Source organism: uncultured Aquimarina sp. (assembly GCF_947495315.1).
In the GTDB taxonomy this organism is placed as follows: Bacteria; Bacteroidota; Bacteroidia; order Flavobacteriales; family Flavobacteriaceae; genus Aquimarina.
Genome location: NZ_CANLYD010000004.1, coordinates 102,116 through 120,167, shown reverse-complemented (window position 1 = coordinate 120,167; position 18,052 = coordinate 102,116). Strand labels below are relative to the sequence as shown.

General features: G+C 34.0%; 14 protein-coding genes and 1 riboswitch. Of the genes, 1 reads left to right on the top strand and 13 read right to left on the bottom strand.

Features of this window, described 5'->3' with window-relative positions:
- The first annotated feature begins 2 nt into the window (after positions 1–2).
- A complete protein-coding gene (gene gldA / locus Q0910_RS08570; RefSeq protein WP_299214892.1) occupies positions 3–896 on the top strand; it encodes a gliding motility-associated ABC transporter ATP-binding subunit GldA in 894 nt (297 codons plus the stop codon).
- A 19-nt stretch (positions 897–915) separates the two neighbouring features.
- Here gldA and Q0910_RS08565 read toward each other — a convergent pair whose 3' ends face one another.
- The 13 genes from Q0910_RS08565 to Q0910_RS08505 all read right to left on the bottom strand — a co-directional run bounded on the left by Q0910_RS08565 (position 916) and on the right by Q0910_RS08505 (position 17,966).
- A complete protein-coding gene (locus tag Q0910_RS08565) occupies positions 916–1,320 on the bottom strand; it encodes a response regulator (protein ID WP_299214889.1) in 405 nt (134 codons plus the stop codon).
- Positions 1,307–3,232: a PAS domain-containing protein gene (locus tag Q0910_RS08560; protein ID WP_299214886.1), complete on the bottom strand. Its 1,926-nt coding sequence runs from the start codon at positions 3,230–3,232 to the stop codon at positions 1,307–1,309. The genes Q0910_RS08565 and Q0910_RS08560 overlap by 14 nt, the downstream gene beginning before the upstream one ends.
- 325 nt (positions 3,233–3,557) lie before the next feature.
- A complete protein-coding gene (locus tag Q0910_RS08555) occupies positions 3,558–4,307 on the bottom strand; it encodes a head GIN domain-containing protein (protein ID WP_299214883.1) in 750 nt (249 codons plus the stop codon).
- Positions 4,304–5,422, bottom strand: a complete 1,119-nt coding sequence (locus tag Q0910_RS08550; RefSeq protein WP_299214880.1) for an acyloxyacyl hydrolase — start codon at positions 5,420–5,422, stop codon at positions 4,304–4,306. Before Q0910_RS08550 ends, Q0910_RS08555 begins: the two co-directional genes overlap by 4 nt.
- A gap of 96 nt (positions 5,423–5,518) precedes the next feature.
- Positions 5,519–7,243, bottom strand: a complete 1,725-nt coding sequence (locus Q0910_RS08545; RefSeq protein ID WP_299214878.1) for a RagB/SusD family nutrient uptake outer membrane protein — start codon at positions 7,241–7,243, stop codon at positions 5,519–5,521.
- Between the two features lie 53 nt (positions 7,244–7,296).
- On the bottom strand, positions 7,297–8,250 hold the full coding sequence (gene metF / locus Q0910_RS08540) for a methylenetetrahydrofolate reductase [NAD(P)H] (protein ID WP_299214876.1): 954 nt from the start codon (positions 8,248–8,250) through the stop codon (positions 7,297–7,299).
- A 204-nt stretch (positions 8,251–8,454) separates the two neighbouring features.
- Positions 8,455–11,565 carry a vitamin B12 dependent-methionine synthase activation domain-containing protein gene (locus tag Q0910_RS08535; RefSeq protein WP_299214874.1) on the bottom strand — a complete coding sequence of 1,037 codons (3,111 nt, stop codon included), beginning with the start codon at positions 11,563–11,565 and terminating at the stop codon, positions 8,455–8,457.
- Between the two features lie 3 nt (positions 11,566–11,568).
- Positions 11,569–12,570, bottom strand: coding sequence for a homocysteine S-methyltransferase family protein (locus tag Q0910_RS08530; protein ID WP_299214872.1), 1,002 nt, complete (start codon positions 12,568–12,570; stop codon positions 11,569–11,571).
- Between the two features lie 189 nt (positions 12,571–12,759).
- Positions 12,760–12,888: riboswitch (SAM riboswitch) on the bottom strand.
- Positions 12,889–12,981: 93 nt separating this feature from the next.
- Positions 12,982–13,302, bottom strand: a complete 321-nt coding sequence (locus tag Q0910_RS08525; protein WP_298317764.1) for a 2Fe-2S iron-sulfur cluster-binding protein — start codon at positions 13,300–13,302, stop codon at positions 12,982–12,984.
- 86 nt (positions 13,303–13,388) lie between these two features.
- Positions 13,389–14,444 (bottom strand): NAD(P)/FAD-dependent oxidoreductase, encoded by a 1,056-nt coding sequence (locus Q0910_RS08520; protein ID WP_299214869.1) that lies wholly within the window; start codon positions 14,442–14,444, stop codon positions 13,389–13,391.
- Positions 14,431–15,033: a bifunctional precorrin-2 dehydrogenase/sirohydrochlorin ferrochelatase gene (locus Q0910_RS08515; RefSeq protein WP_299214866.1), complete on the bottom strand. Its 603-nt coding sequence runs from the start codon at positions 15,031–15,033 to the stop codon at positions 14,431–14,433. Before Q0910_RS08515 ends, Q0910_RS08520 begins: the two co-directional genes overlap by 14 nt.
- A 21-nt stretch (positions 15,034–15,054) precedes the next feature.
- Positions 15,055–15,822 carry a uroporphyrinogen-III C-methyltransferase gene (cobA, locus tag Q0910_RS08510; protein WP_299214862.1) on the bottom strand — a complete coding sequence of 256 codons (768 nt, stop codon included), beginning with the start codon at positions 15,820–15,822 and terminating at the stop codon, positions 15,055–15,057.
- Positions 15,823–15,875: 53 nt separating this feature from the next.
- Positions 15,876–17,966 (bottom strand): HEPN domain-containing protein, encoded by a 2,091-nt coding sequence (locus tag Q0910_RS08505; protein WP_299214859.1) that lies wholly within the window; start codon positions 17,964–17,966, stop codon positions 15,876–15,878.
- Positions 17,967–18,052 lie beyond the last annotated feature (86 nt).

Below are 18,052 nucleotides of genomic sequence, written 5' to 3'. Positions count from 1 at the left end.
TCATGTCGATTTCAGTTTCGAATATTTCTAAGATATATGATGACCAAAATGCTTTAAAAGAAGTTTCTTTTGAAGTAAATGAAGGAGAAATTGTTGGTTTTTTAGGCCCTAATGGTGCTGGCAAGTCTACAATGATGAAAATCCTAACCACATATTTGGATCCTTCAGAAGGAAAAGCATTGGTAAATGGTTTTGATATAAACACACAACCAATTGATGTACAAACGAGTGTAGGTTATCTTCCAGAACATAATCCTTTGTATTTGGAAATGTACGTAAGAGAATATTTATCGTTTAATGCTCAGGTTTACAAAATTTCAAAATCCAGAATAGAAGAAGTAATCAAATTAACCAGTCTTACACCAGAATCAAATAAAAAAATAAGTCAATTGTCTAAAGGGTATCGTCAAAGGGTAGGGTTAGCTTGTGCATTATTACACGATCCAAAAGTTTTAATCCTGGACGAACCTACCACAGGTCTTGATCCAAATCAACTGGTAGAGATTAGAGAACTAATTAAATCCGTTGGCAAGGAAAAAACCGTTTTCCTTTCTACACATATCATGCAAGAAGTCGAAGCCATGTGTGATCGCGTTATTATAATTGATCAAGGCACAATAGTAGCTGACAAGAACTTAAACGAAATGATGGATCAAACGGATCAGATTATTGAAGTCGAGTTTGACTATCGAGTTGAGGAAGCTTTCTTACTAAAACTTGACCACATAAAAAATGTTAAGAACATTCATGGATTTGTCTATCAACTCATATTTGATACAACAACAGATATGCGCTCTGTTGTTTTTGATTTTGCACATGATAATGAGTTGAAAATTCTTCAACTTTCAAGAAAAAATAAAGATTTAGAGAGTTTATTTAGGGAGTTGACAAATTAGATTTTGAGAATAAGTATATCTATCTAGCATTTTCAAAATCTTGTAATACTTCTTTTAGCGTTTCCACAGTAACAGGTTTTACAATATAATCACAAACACTTTCATAAGACTTTGCTCTAAGCACATCTTCGGGATCAACAGATGAAGAAACTATATAAATTGTTATTTTCTTTTTACAAGGGATTTTAACAAACTCATCTAAAAACTGCCAACCATCTAATATCGGCATATTTAAATCTAACAAAATAACATCCGGGACATTTTGGTTTTCAGAAATAATAGACTTTAAGTTATCCAACGCTTCTTTTCCATTTTTAAAAACCAAAAGATTATTACAAAATCCAATAATCTTTATTATTCGTTTAATACCGAAAACAAAAATTGGATCATCATCAATTACACAGGCAACATCAATCTTTCTCATATTTCATAAAAATTTTAAAAGTTGTACCCGAATTCACTTTGCTCTCAACTTCAATTCGACCTCCAATAGCTTCCACCTGATTTTTGGTTATAAATAAACCTATACCTCTGGATTTTTCTATGCTAGGATGAAATGTTTTATACATGCCAAATAACTTGGATCTATGTTTCTCAAGATCAATACCAAGTCCATTATCCTCGATAGACAAAACTACTTTTCCATTTTTCTTAATCGTACTCAAGGTGACATAACTATCTCTTTTTTTGGAGCTATATTTAATTCCATTGGTAATAAAATTAAGTAATATACTATCCAAATATGCAGGAATAGCTAATACTTTAATCCCTTCCTCGACATTATTATTTATAATCACATTAGACTCAATTGCAATTGCCTGCACACTTCTTGTGGCCTCATCAATAGACTTTTTTAAATCTATGGACACTAAACTTTCGTTTATAGAAGTATTTATTAATACTACTTCATTTAAATGTGAAATGGTTTCTGAAAGGTTTTGTGATGCAGTCTTAAAAAGTTGAGCAATTTCATTATGCTGCATGTCTGGGTTCTCCTGAAAAAACAAATCCAAAAGCATCTCAAAATTCCCTGAATGAGATTTAAGATTATGCGAAACAATATGGGCAAAATTTTTCAATCTTTTATTTTGGCCTTCTGCTACTTTCAGTAAAGATTTCAGCTCTTGTTCTCTTTTTATTTTTGTAATATCCGAGGTGTGAAATATTAATCCACCTACTTTGTTTTCATCAGAATACCAGGGACGAAGTTCCCAAGATAACCATTGTATAGTTCCATCTTTTCTTTCCACACATTCTTCATCATTCTTAATAGCTTCTCCTTCAAGACATTTCTGATAATTAGACTTCCATTTTTCAGCAATTTCAGGTAACACAGCAAAATGCGATTTCCCAATTACATTTCGGTCTTTTATATCATATACCTCAAACCACTTTTTTGATGCAGCTAAATAATTCATTTTAGTATCAAACATAGCAATTGCACTTGGAGTCTGTTCAATAAAAAGTCTATTACGCTCAAAATCCTTTTTCTTTTTGGTAATTTCCTGATGTGATCCTATCATCCATTCAGGGTTTCCTTGATCATCCCAACTTACTACTCTGCCTTTATCCAGTACCCATACATACTCTCCATTTTTATGTTTCATTCTAGCTTCACATTCATAAATTGAAGTTTTTCCGTCAAAATGTTCTTGTAAAAGTTCATTAGATTTCTCAAGATCTTCAGGATGAGAGTATTTCATCCAAGTATTAATAGTAGTTGGTTCTAACTCATAAAGCGAGTAACCGATAATTTCTGCCCAACGCTCATTAAAAATAGTTTCTCCTGTTTGCACATTCCAGCGCCAAGTACCTAAATCAGTACCATCGATGATATGCTCAAAGTAATTTAATTGTTTTCTAAGATCTTGTTCTGCTTTTTTTAATTTAGTAATATCGGTATGTGCACCAAGCATTTTTCTGGGCGTTCCATTATCATCCCGTAAAATTATGCCTCTACATTTAATCCAAACTGTATGACCAAATTTATGACGATATCTTACAATTTGATCAAATGGATAGGATGGATCCTGTGAATGTTTAGAAAAATTGGCGTATACTCGTTTTAGGTCATCTTTATTAATAATATCTTGCCAAGCGGATGATTTATGAGGCATTTTATTCGGATCATATCCTAACGTAATCCAGAACTTAGGATTCATCCATTCATTTTCCGGTTCGTCTAAGTCCCAAAACCAAAGTCCATCAATTGCTGCATCTTGTAAGAATTCAAAAATTGAATCATCCTTTTTGATAAGATCATACAACTCCTTCTTTAAATAATTTTCTCTATCATTTGAAATAGGGTTTACCTCTATATTTTCTTGTTCTTTCATAGCGCAATTCCTTAGGTTTTATAATGGGGGTATTCTAATGGAAGGATTACTTCAATTTATGAATTATTAACCACATTACGCAACAACAAAGACGCAATACTTTTACGGTATTAGTGTAAGTGTTTCTCTGTAAAAAAACCAAAAAACTATAGCAATCGAAACAAAAAAATAATATAAAAACACTTGAAAATGTAGAGTTAAGAGAAATCTAACAGCGCGGAAGATATCTATAAAAATCTCGCAAATAAAACAACAACCCGAACAAAGAAAACTCAAGGTTTTTAGCACAATGGAGAATACTCCTTTATAGAAACAAAAATATAACTTATTGAAATATCAATCTACCGGTAAAAAATTCTTCAACCTCTATTGTTGAAGGTCTATTTATGGAAATAACGTCTCCCGTACTTAGTATCTCCCCTTTAATCGATTGCCGAGGATTTACAATTATCTTATTAGTCCCTCGATGAAAGATTTCTATATTTTGAGCTATTAGATCAGCTCCTTCGAACCTTCCGGTTCCCGAGAAGAAACCAACATATAGATTTGCAACATTCCCTTTTACAAAGAAAGAAGCAATATTATTCCCTACAACAGACAATATTTCAGTATCAATTTCCATAGTAAAAGTACCAGTAGTATTACCTCCATTATCTTCATTAAAATCCTCGGACAACAATCGCAACGAAGGAAATCTTAAAACTCCATCGGAAGAAATATCAAACTGTGTTTCACTCCTAATTTCTGTAATGTTAGGAGCGGTAACAAAAATTTTGGTTTGATTAAAATCTCTAACAAAATTACAATCGTTTGTATTGCTTAAAATTAAACGATCTCCTTCTACAACAGCAGATACTTCATCCAGTAAGTTGTCACCAGTTTCTATAATCACTGAAGTTATTTCCCCTTCTTTTAAGATTAGTTCAACACCTGGATTAACTAAAATTCTTGTAAAATCAGAGACCTCAACTTCTTGTCTTATAATGTCTCCTGTTCTTTGAAAACAGTCTAAAGCGTTTTCCGTATCGCAAGCGATTACTAAAAACATTGATACTATGAGGGTTATTCTTTTCATAATCTGTATCCAATTGAAAACTCTACAGCTTCGGCCTTAGCTGCGTGCGACCTTACTGTAATTGATCCAAACATATTTTTATTGAAATAATATCGTGCTCCGAAACGATTATATACCTGTCCCTCAAAATCATAGGGATAATAAGCATAATAGCCTAATTGAGTAAGTATTGATATTTTATTAATTCTTAATTCGTGTCCTAAAAACACACCTATTCTTTTTGAATCTTCATCACCTGTGGTTCCATCTTCAAAATCACCTGTAGATCTAAAATCTATAAATCTTTCTAAAGCTTCTGAAAAAAATAATTCTGCTCCTAACTGAATGCTACTCTTTTTATTTAAGCGTTTATCAACAAAAGCAGCTATAGTATAAAACGGATATTGACCAGATCCTACAACATCACTCTCATTGACTCCTCCTCGAAAAATAACTCCATAACCAATAGGTTCTGAGCCTCTAACAGCGCCTTTCCCCTTTTCAACGTATTCAGCATATTCAGTATCCAACACATAATTAAGCCCAACATTAAAAACAAAGGTATTCGTACTTTTATTAGGTGCTTTAAAATTTGCATTAGAATAATGAATCACTCCTAGTCCTGTTTGCAAACCAAGTCCGCCAATTATATTTTCCCTTTTTAGGTTTAACATTGCAAAAGTAGAGCTCATAAAATGAGAGCCATAGGCTACATTTCTAAAGTTATTATCTTCGTCATAAGGATTTGTTGTATACGCTATCCCTTGACCTAATCGTAACATCAAAATACGCTTAAGGAAATAAAAATTATAATGTGCATAAAGCCCATAGTTTTCCCCCAAAAATTCGTTATCCATATTTTGATAGATAAACGATACTCCATAATCCGGAGAATTATACAATCGCTGCCATTTCTTATTCCCAAAAGTTTTTCGATTTACAGAAAGAATAACTCCTGACGGATGTCCTGTAATCAAATGTGATATATCAGGATTATGCTTCAGAATAGTCCCGTAGAAGTTATTTACATCGAAGCTGTAATGCGCTTTACTGTAATCGGCACCTGTCTGGTCTTTGTATTGTGCAAAACCCTGAAGGTAAACAATAAAAAAAAGTATAGTAATCCGTAAAATCATTCCGGCAAATGTAATAATACCTTTTCAAACACTCTCGATACTTCTAGATTACTATTTGAAATAAAACTAGAAAAAACAAATATTCTTCTGAAGCAATCAATACCCAGGATTTTGGATTGTGTTGGGATTTAGATCAATCTCGATCTGTGGTATTGGCCAAATAAACTCATGAGATTGAAAATCTTTTATATTCTCTGGATTGTCAATATTAAATGAATTAATTGTTGATTCTAATTTTTGCGTTCTTATAAGATCATCTTTACGATGCCCTTCGAAACACAACTCCAACTGGCGTTCGTTCAGAATTGCATCTAAAAACTCTTCTTGATTTAAACCCTCTGCTAATTCATAGTCTACAGAACCAAAGGCACGTCTTCTAACTGTATTAATTGCATCATAAGCAGCTGGAGTAGGTCCATTAATTGCATTTTCTGCTTCAGCAAGCAACAAAAGAATATCTGCATAACGTAAATAAGGAAAATCAAAAGATTCACCATTTCTAATAACTGGTGATGATACATCTTTTTTAAATTTATAAGGTCTCCAATTAGCTATATCTTCAGTGTTTGTTGCAATACCATTTTGTACTGTAAAAGTTGCTATATTTTGATTAAATCTCTGATCATTCGTATTTATTGGGAAATTTATGGGACCTTCAAAATAATTTTCTACAAAACTAGGAACTAATATTAGATTGTCTTCTATAGCTAATCCCAAAGGCCCCCAAAGCACACCATAATTACTCCCTTCGTTAGGGTTATCCGCACTAAAATCTATTGAAAAAATAATCTCACTATTATTCACTTCATTTAACACATCAAATACATCTTCATAATTCGGTTCTAAATTAAACCTACCTCGAAGTTTTTCAAATTGCTCTAATGCTTTCTGATACTTATCGGTTTGAAAAAGCGGAAAACCTGCCATTTGGATATATACCTTACCCAGTAACGCTTCAGCAGCTGCAACTGATGCTCTATTATTTGGACCGGAAACTACCAGATTCTCTTGAGCATATTCTAAATCCGCAATGATCAAATCATAGACTTGCTCCGTATCCTGAATAAAAACAGGAGGATTATTAATATCAATATTATTTCCAGAAGTAGTCAAAACCGGATTACCATACAATTTTACTAAATTAAAATATAATAATGCTCTTAAAAATCTCAATTCACCAGTAAGTAATTCTTTGTCTATCTCTGGATTGGAAATCGGATCAATTGACTCAAGAAATTCTATTCCTGTATTAGCCTCTATTATAGTTTCATAGTGGCTAACCCAAACATCATTTATAATCGTATTAGTTGGCGAGAGTTCAAATTTATCTAAATCTCTATAATTAGAAGAAACTGTAGTATTGGTCGAAACTACATCTACACCTATGTCCCCCCAATACATTGAGTAACCACCAGAATCAAAAAGCGTGTCATCTTTTAATCTAGCATAAATAGTATTAATAAGAAAATTAATATCTAAAGGATCTGGTTCAATAACCGTTATATCATCTACTATAATGGTCAGTAAGTTAAGTTGGTCAGGCTCTATGACAAACTCTTCATTTATTGTATCACCAGGAACGCTAACAATAATAGTATAGGTTCCTTCGGATAAATCCTCGAAAAACACCTCTCCACTTTCATTTGTGATTTTTTCAATATCATTAGGTAATATTTTAACAATAGCACCTGAAAATATAGCATTGCTTTCTGTTAGTACCGTTATTTTTATATCTCCAGTACGCACCTGAACATCATCATCATTTTTACATCCAAAAACAGCAAAAACAAAAACGATAAGAAAAAATATTTTATTTTTCATTGAATTACTTATTACACTATATATGTACAAAATAAAAGTTTATTTATGAGTAATTAAAACACTTCTGAAGCTATTTTTTTTATATTATCCGATTTACCCATTGAATAATAGTGCAAAACAGGCACTCCATATTCCATCAACTCCTTGGATTGTTGTATCGCGAATTCAATTCCTACTTCTCTAATTTCTTTATTTGTTTTACAATTTTCTACTGCTCTTACCAGTTCATCTGGCATATCCAATTTAAAAACTTGTGGCAATAGCTGCAAATGCCTTGCTACTGCTACTGGTTTGATTCCAGGAATAATAGGTACATTAATACCGGCTTCTCTAGCTTTTTCTACAAAGGCAAAATATCTTTTATTATCAAAAAACATTTGCGTTACTACATAATCCGCGCCAGCATCCACTTTATCTTTTAATCTTCTGATATCAGAATCCATGGATGGAGCTTCCATATGTTTTTCTGGATATCCTGCTACTCCTATACAAAAATCAGATTGATTATCGCTCTCTATTACTTCGTGAAGAAATCTCCCGTTATTCATATTTACGATTTGTTCCACCAATTCATTAGCATAACAATGCCCTCCTTTTGTTGGGTTAAAATACTTTTCTTCTTTCATGGCATCACCACGTAAAGCCATCACATTATCTATCCCTAAATAATGACAATCTACAAGCAAATACTCAGTTTCTTCTTTTGTAAAACCACCGCAAAGTACATGCGGAATAGTATCTACATTATACTTATGAGTTATTGACGCACAGATCCCAACAGTTCCTGGACGCATACGAGTCAACTTTTTATCTAATAAGCCTTCTCGATCGATATAAATGAATTCTTCTCTTGAAGTAGTCACATCAATAAAAGGAGGATTAAATTCCATCAAAGGATCAATATTATCATAGAGTTCCTGTATACTTCTTCCTTTTTGTGGTGGTATTAATTCAAAAGAAAACAAGGTCTTTCCTTTTGCTTTTTTTATATGATCAGTAACTTTCATTCTTCTTTATAATTCTTAGTTGATATTTTTATTTATTTTGGCGTGACCTCCGTTACACTCTGGTCGGGCTTTCACTACTCGCTTTTTATGATCACACTTCGGCAAGCTCAGTAGGATCATAAAAGAGCTCAGACATGCCGCTCTATCCCTCACGCAATTCCTTATAAATTTTTTAAACCCTGATAATAATCATTAGTGTTTAATTTAATCTTGTAAGTTCGGGTTTAACCACTTCTTTGCATATTCCAAATCTATATGCTTTCGCTGCGCAAAATCTTTAACTTGATCCTCTTTTATTTTACCTAACCCAAAATATCTTGCTTCAGGATTTGCGAAATAATAACCGGATACGGAGGCTGCTGGCCACATCGCTAACCCTTCTGTAAGTTCTACTCCTATCTTGTCTTTTACTTGTAGTAACTCCCAAATCGTAAGTTTTTCCAGATGATCTGGACAAGCTGGATATCCTGGCGCTGGTCTTATTCCTTTATAAGATTCTTTAATCAACTCATCATTAGAGAGCAGCTCTTCACTGGCATATCCCCAATCTTCTTTACGAACTTTCTTATGTAAATACTCCGCAAATGCTTCTGCTAAACGATCTGCTAATGCCTTAATCATAATTGAATTATAATCATCAAGATCTGCTTCAAAAGCTTCTGCCAATTCTTTAGTTCCAAACCCAGTGGTAACACAAAAACATCCCATATAATCTTGTTTACCTGATTCTTTTGGCGCAATAAAATCGGATAAAGCAAAATTGGGTTTACCTGCATGCTTCTTCAATTGTTGTCTAAGTGTTCTAAACTTGAAGTTTTCATTATCTGCATTTCGACCCTGCTCAGCGTGACTATATTCCACTTCAATATCATCATGATCTACAGTGTTAGCTTCGAACAAACCATAAACTGCTTTAGCTCCTAATAAATTTTCATCAAATACTTTTTGTAATAATTCTTGTGCATCTTTATATAATGAAGTAGCCTGTTCGCCAACCACCTCATCAGTCAATATTGCAGGATATTTACCGTGTAAATCCCAAGATCTAAAGAATGGCGTCCAATCAATAAAAGGTTCTAATTTTTTCAAATCAAGATCTTCAATAACCTGAATTCCTAATTTGTTTGGTTCTATTATTTCGGAAGAACCCCAATCAATCGAATATTTATTTTTACGAGCTTCTTCAATCGTTAAATATTCTTTTTGTTTCGTTCTTTTAAGGAAACCTACTCTAAACTTCTCATAATCTTCTTTAAGATCGCCTACATATTTTTGGTTACTTCTTTTATTAAGTAAATCCCCAACCACTGTAACTGCTCTGGAAGCATCATTTACGTGAACTACAGCATTTTTGTATTGTGGATCAATTTTTACAGCTGTATGTGCTTTTGACGTAGTAGCACCACCAATCAATAACGGAACTTTAAAATTTCTACGTTCCATTTCTTTTGCTAAAAAAACCATTTCATCAAGTGATGGTGTAATCAGGCCACTCAATCCAATGATATCTACTTGTTCGTCAATCGCTGTCTGAATAATCTTTTCTGGAGGAACCATTACCCCCATATCCACAATTTCGTAGTTATTACAGCCCAACACAACAGAAACAATATTTTTACCTATATCATGCACGTCTCCCTTTACTGTTGCCATAAGTACTTTACCAGCCCCTCCCGTCCCCAAAGGGGAAGCTTTTTCAATAGTTTCTAAAATTTCATCTAATACAAAATCAATTTCATTTATTACTTTTTCATTTGTAAAACGAATAACTTTATACCCTTCTTTCTCCAACCATTGGGTTCGTTCTTCATCACTTGATTTGTTTTCAGGAAGTTGATGAATTGAACCATCTACTTCAATTATTAAGTTTTCTTTTAAACAAATAAAATCAGCTATATATGATCCAATTATATGTTGTCTCCTAAACTTATATCCATTTAGATTTTTACCACTTAAAGCATTCCATAACATTGCTTCCGCTTCAGTGGGTTGATTTCGCATTTTATTAGCGTGTTCTTTCATTAATCCATACAATATTGGATCAGCTGTTTTCCAATATTGCTCCCCCTTTGGGGGTTGGGGGGCATTCTTTTTCTTTTCTTCTTCAATATAGGGCAATAAATGAGCCACAGCCTTTTTCATAACTCTGGCAGATTTTACTACTTGTGGTAAGAACATTTTACCTGATCCAAATAAATCTCCAACGACATTCATTCCAGCCATCAGATTACCTTCTATCACCTCGATAGGCTTATCTGCTTTTTGTCTTGCTTCTTCTACATCTTCTACAATATATTGATCAATACCTTTTACTAAAGCTCTGGTAATGCGATCTTGTAGTGATTCTTCTCTCCAGGAAAGGTCTATTATTCGCTCTTTACTTGTTCCTTTTACAGATTCTGCTAAATCTAATAATCGTTCTGTAGCGTCCTCTCTACGATCTAGAATAACATCTTCTACATGGTCTAATAGTTCTTTAGGAATATCATCATATATCTCCAGCATAGCAGGATTTACAATTCCCATATTCATACCCGCTTTGATCGCATGATATAAGAATACTGAATGCATAGCTTCCCGAACTCTATCATTTCCTCTAAAGGAGAAAGAAACATTACTAACACCTCCACTCACGCTACAGTGCGGAAGATTTTCACGAACCCACCTTGTTGCTTCGATAAAATCGATCGCATTCCTTCGATGTTCATCCATCCCTGTTGCAACAGGAAATATATTCAAATCAAATATGATATCTTCTGGAGGAAAATTTACCCGATTCACAAGAATATCATAGGATCTTTTAGAAATTTCTATACGACGATCATAATTATCAGCTTGGCCAACCTCGTCAAAAGCCATAATAATTACAGCGGCTCCATATCGCTTTATTTTTTTAGCATGTGCTATAAATTCTGCTTCGCCTTCTTTAAGACTAATTGAATTCACCACACATTTACCTTGAACAACTTGTAAACCTGCTTCAATAATATCCCATTTAGAGCTATCGATCATGATAGGAACTCTAGCAATATCAGGTTCCGCCATAATGAGATTCAGAAAACGTACCATAGCTTCTTTTCCATCAATCAAGCCGTCATCCATATTGATATCGATAACTTGTGCACCTCCTTCTACCTGATGCCTTGCTATATCTAAAGCTTCATCAAATTTCTCATCTTTTACCAAACGAAGAAATTTTCGGGATCCTGCGACATTGGTCCGCTCTCCGACATTGATAAAGTTTGTTTCCGCTGAAACAATCATCGGTTCCAGTCCAGACAGTTTTAAATATTTTCTTTTTTCCTCTATGCTCATATTCTATGCTAAAACTTCTACAGCTCTTGGTTTATAGTTTTTAGCCAATTCGGCAATTGCTTTTATGTGTTCTGGTGTGGTTCCGCAGCATCCTCCAATAATATTGACCAGACTTTTATCCATATATTCTTTAATCTGATCAGCCATTTGTTCTGGAGTTTCATCGTACTCCCCAAATGCATTTGGTAATCCTGCATTAGGGTGTGCAGAAACTCCGAAATTTGCTTTTTGAGCCAATACCTCAAGATGTGGAGTTAATTGACTAGCTCCTAAAGCACAATTAAAGCCAACCGACAACATCGGAATATGTGATACGGAAATCAAAAAAGCTTCCGCCGTTTGTCCAGATAATGTACGACCACTCGCATCTGTGATAGTTCCACTAATCATAATTGGCACTTCTATATTTCTTTCATCTTTTACCTCTTCTATAGCGAAAAGTGCAGCTTTTGCGTTTAATGTGTCAAAAATAGTTTCAACAAGGAGAATATCCGATCCTCCGTCTAATAACGCTTCTACCTGTTGTTTATAAGCAATCCTAAGTTCATCAAAAGTGACCGCTCTAAATCCTGGATCATTTACATCTGGAGACATACTAGCTGTTCTATTTGTTGGACCAATTGATCCAGCTACAAAACGTGGTTTATGAGGCTCTTTGGCTGTAAATTCATCTGCAACTTCTTTTGCTATTTTTGCTGATTGAAAATTCAGTTCATAGACCAACTCTTCCATTTCATAGTCAGCCATAGCAATTGTAGTTCCCGAAAACGTATTAGTTTCTACAATATCTGCTCCAGCTTCGTAGTATAATCGATGTACTTCTTTAATCGCTTCAGGCTGAGTAATACTCAATAAGTCATTATTACCTTGGACAGAAACCGACCAATCTTTAAATCGTTCTCCTCTAAAATCTTCTTCTGTAAATTTGTGACGTTGTAGCATTGTTCCCATTGCCCCATCAAGCACAAGAATTCTTTCTTCAAGTATTTTTTTTATGTCTTTCATTTACCCATTGTTAGGCTGAACTTATCAAAGCCTTTTTTTTAAAACTAATAATGAAAACACTTAGACACCTGTCCGCCTATGGAGGAAGCTTGGTGTAACATTATTAAATAGTATTAAGTTTCCCTTACAAAAGGAATATAATCAGTATGTATCAAGAAAATAAATGGAAATAGCTAATGCTATGTGTCATTGTTATCTATTTCGTCTTTAAAACGAATAGAACGTAGCACCTTCTTTAAGATTCTGATAAGCATCAGGATATATAAAGGGTTGCTAAGGCATCATAGGGTCTATTCCCTCCACCTTTCTTGATAACATATTAAATAAATATATGAACTAAACAGTTTTCACTGCGATTCTGCTTACAAATTAAAGGTATAGTCTTTTGTTTTGCAAGTTTATTCTGTTTTTTTAGGATTCAGGAGCTAATTCAATCTCTAATCCATCTAACTCTGGAGTAATAGGAATCTGACAACCTAATCGACTATTATCTTCAACGTAAAAAGCTTCTGCTAGCATCAAATCCTCATCCTGACTCATTTCAGGAAGCTCATGATCAGATAAAACATAACACTGACAAGAAGCACACATTGCCATACCACCACAAGTTCCCTCTACCGGAAGCTCATACGCCTTACACACTTCCATCAGGTTCATAGCCATATCTGTAGGAGCTTGTACTTCGTGAATTTCTCCTTCTCTGTCTTTTATCTTTATGGTAACATCTGACATATTTCTTGTCTTTATTGTATAAAAATCCTCGCAAATATACCAAATCATTCAGTATATCCTGCGAGGACTATGTTATTCTAAGTTTTTTAAACTATAGCTTTTACAACTTCTTTTTTGGCCTCTTTTTTAGAACCATCAAATCCTTCTACACCTCCAACAGTAGTATACTTCATTACATACTTCTTGTTTGGAAATATTCTTTGATAAGCACTCTGACACATAATAGCTGCCTCATGGAAACCAGAAAGAATCAGTTTTAATTTTCCTTTATATGTATTTACGTCTCCTATTGCATATATCCCAGGAATGTTAGTTTGATAATCGTAAGAATTATCTACTTTGATAGCATTCTTTTCGATCTCTAATCCCCAACCTCCTATTGGTCCTAATTTTGGTGACAATCCAAATAATGGAATAAAATAATCAGTATCTAAATGAATATCACCTTCTGTTTTATGTTTGATACCAACACCAGTAACGTGATCATCTCCTTTTAGTTCTTTAACTTCTGCTTCAGTAATTAGGTTTACTTTTCCTAACTTCGTTAACTCAGCTACTCTTTCTACAGAATCCAACGCTCCACGAAACTCATTTCTTCTATGCACTAAAGTTACTTCGCTTGCAACATCAGCTAAGAAAATAGTCCAGTCTAAGGCAGAATCTCCACCTCCTGCAATCACCACTCTTTTATCTCTATATACTTCTGGATCGCGAATAATATAAGCAACTCCTTTATCTTCAAAATCAGTAATATTCGGAATAGGTGGTTTACGAGGTTCAAAAGAACCTAATCCCCCAGCTATAGCTACTACGGGAGCATTATGTTTTGTTCCTTTATTGGTTGTAACCAAAAAAGTATCATCTTCTAATTTCTCAATAGTTTCGGCTCTTTCTCCTAAGGTAAATCCAGGTTCAAAAGGTTTTATTTGTTCCATTAAGTTATTCACCAAATCTCCTGCAAGAATCTCAGGAAATCCAGGAATATCATATATTGGTTTTTTTGGATATATCTCAGAGCATTGACCACCTGGTTGTGGTAATGCATCAATAAGATGTGTTTTTAATTTTAGTAATCCAGCTTCAAAAACAGTAAATAATCCTGTTGGTCCTGCTCCGATGATTAGAATATCAGTCTTGATCATGTTCAACTTCTTTTTTTCCTATTAATCCTTTGGTAAATTCATTAAGTGTTTCCACTTTTTCTTCGAAATCACCTTTTATTGTTTTTCTGTATTCATTTAAATTTTTGACTAAATCATCAATGTTCTCTGGAATTACTTCTTCGAAAAATTGACGTAGTCGTTTGGCTGTTGTGGGTGACTTTCCGTTAGTCGAAATTGCCACTTTTACATTACCTTTGGTTACAATACCACCCATATAAAAATCACAATATGGAGGGTTGTCTGCTACATTTACCAATTTACTTCTTTTTCTGCAGTCTTTATACACTTGTATATTCACTTCAGGAACATCTGTAGTAGCAATCACAATATGTTTCCTTTTTAGAAAGCGTCTGTGATATTTCTTTTTAATCATTTCTACCCCAAACTTATTTGCTAACGTAACCGTATCATCTCGATACATTGGAGACACCATTGTTACTTTAGCATCTGGGCTAGATTTCAATAAGAACGTAAGTTTTTCTTCAGCTACATTTCCTCCTCCAACAATTAAGATTTCGAGATTTTTAACTTTCAGAAAAACCGGATATAAATTATTTCTTTCTTCCATCTTTATAGCTATCCTGAACTATCAAGATACGATTTCTTCTTTTACTTCTTTATAAATCGAAGCTAATTTCACTCTTTGCTCAACTACCTCACCTATCACAATAATGGCTGGTGATGATAATTTTTTATCTGACACAACCTGCTCTATGGTTTTTATTGAACCGAACCCAAACCGCTCATTTTCAGTAGTCCCGCTCTGTATTATGGCTACCGGAATGTCGAGTTTATTTTCGGCTGCAAAGATACTAACTATTTCGTTTAACTTGCTCATCCCCATTAAAATTACCACGGTTGCATTAGATTTTGCCGCCAGGCGAACATCCTGCGATAATTTATGGGATTTCGTTGTTCCTGTAATCACCCAGAAACTCTCTGATGAACCTCTTTTGGTTAACGGAATTCCTTGATAAGCTGGAACTGCCAGTGATGAAGATATTCCTGGAACCATATTTGTTTCTACTCCAAATTCTTGAACATAACCAATTTCTTCTGCTCCACGACCAAAAATAAAGGGATCTCCTCCTTTTAATCGAACTACATGTCCATGACTTTTAGCTCTACTAACAATTAGTTCATTAATTTGTTCTTGTTGATATGCGTAACATCCTTTTCTTTTGCCTACAAAGATTTTTTCTGCATTAGGCGCATATTTCAACAACGATTCATTGATGAGTGCATCATACAACACCACATCTGCTGATTCTAATGCTTTGATTGCTTTTAACGTAATCAAATCTGGATCTCCCGGTCCTGCTCCAACTACTGTTAATTTCGGTGTTTTAATACTCATTTTTAATAACTTATTATCTTTATAATAAAGGTTTTACAAACTTTGTAAAGATATTATACATTTTCTACTTCAAGCGCTCTAAACGCTTGCACTTTTTGTAAAAATAGCCCTGATTTTTTAATATAATCGACCGCAAAATCCCTGTTCGGTGCATTTTTCTGAAGTTGGTATATCAAATCTGCAAATGTTCCTTCAAGTTTTATCTTTCCACTAGCAACAAATTCTTCGTCAAATTGACTAATGATACCTGCGTGCGTATTGGTCTTTTTATTTTCTGCCAGCAATAATGCTTTAGCAGAATTCACTAAAGAACTATAAGCGTGGTATACTGCATCAGAATATATCCCATTCTCAAAAGATTTTTTTGCATTTTCAATCTTTTCTTCACTTTCTAAAAACAAGGTAGCGATCAAATCAATAACTACACCTGCACATTCTCCAACTCCAATCGCTTTTACATATTCCTCTTCAGTTCCCCAATCAATAAAATCTTCTTGGGTCAGATTATCTACATTGGATAAATCCGTAAGGAAATTATAGAAATATTTTTCTCCTTTATCCTCATAGTAGTCTACAAAAGTCTTACCATTTGCATTTTGTTCAAAATCATTCAGGATTCTACGTAATGCTTCTGGTCCTCTTCTACTTGGTATTTTTACTACTTTATCTGCAAAACGACCTTTTCCATCACCTAGATTTCCTCCTCCTAATAACACTTGTAAAGCCGGAGCTACTAATTTATCTTTTGTTCTTACTGACATTCCCTGAAAACCAATATTCGCCATATTGTGCTGTCCACAAGCATTCATACATCCGCTGATCTTGATTACCAGATCTTCTTTCTCCAGATATTGTGGATATTCAGTTTTTATTACTCTTTCTAATTCTTCGGCAATACCCGTACTACTTGCAATTCCTAAATTACACGTATCAGTTCCTGGGCAGGCTGTAATATCAACCGCTTTGTTATAACCTGCTTCTACAAAACCAAGTTTCTCTAATTCCTGATAGAAAAATGATACTAAATCTTCTTTTACAAAAGGAATTAAAATATTCTGACGTAGAGATAATCTAATCTCTCCAGCAGCATATTTTTCCACCAAATCAGCCAACAATCTAGCTTTATCCGTATAAAAATCACCTAAAAGCACCTTGATACCTATAGCAACATATCCATTTTGTTTTTGCTCAATCACATTTGTAGATTTCCACAATTCAAAAGCTTTTTGATCTTTAACTTCTACTTTCGGAACTTCCAAGGAAACCGGAACTGATGCTACATAAGCTTCAGCATCGATTATAACAGTTTTTTGAGCAATTGCTTTTTGTTCTGCTTCTACTAATTCTTTGAAAGCTTCTAAACCAATATCTTTTACCAAGAATTTCATTCTCGCTTTAGCTCTACTTTTTCTTTCGCCATGGCGATCAAAAATTCTAAGCACTCCTTCCATTAAAGGAATGATCTTATCTGTTGGTAAAAAACTATATAATTCATCCGCATGTCTTGGTTGCGAGCCCAATCCACCTGCAAGCATTACTTTAAATCCTCTTACTCCGTTTTCAATTTTGGCAATAAAACCAAGATCATGCATATAGGATAATCCAGTATCTTCTTCAGTACCTGAAAAGGATACTTTAAACTTACGTCCCATTTCCTGAGAAATTGGGTTTCTTAAAAAGAAACGAAACAATGCGTCTGCATATGGTGACACATCAAAAGGTTCTTTTGGATCAATACCTGCTGTTTCTGATGCTGTCACATTACGAACTGTATTACCACAAGCTTCTCGTAAGGTTACATCATCCCTTTCTAATTCTGCCCAAAGTTCAGGTGTTCTATTAAGATCTACGTAATGAATCTGAATATCTTGCCTGGTTGTAATATGTAATCGCCCTCTAGAATATTCGTCAGAAACATCGCAAATTCTTCGCAATTGATTGCTCAATACCTTACCATATGGTAATTTAATACGAATCATCTGCACTCCTTCTTGTCGCTGACCATATACCCCACGAGCTAAACGAAGGCTACGAAATTTTTCTTCATCGATCGTCCCTTTATGGAATTGCTCTATTTTATTAGCTAATTCAATAATGTCTTTTTCGACAATTGGGTTTTCTATTTCTGTTCTAAAACTTTGCATTTTCTTTCGTATTTCAACCTTTAAAAAAGAACATACTTATGACTTTTGTATAAAGGTTTTTTTTATTCTAAAATTCCTGTTTTTCT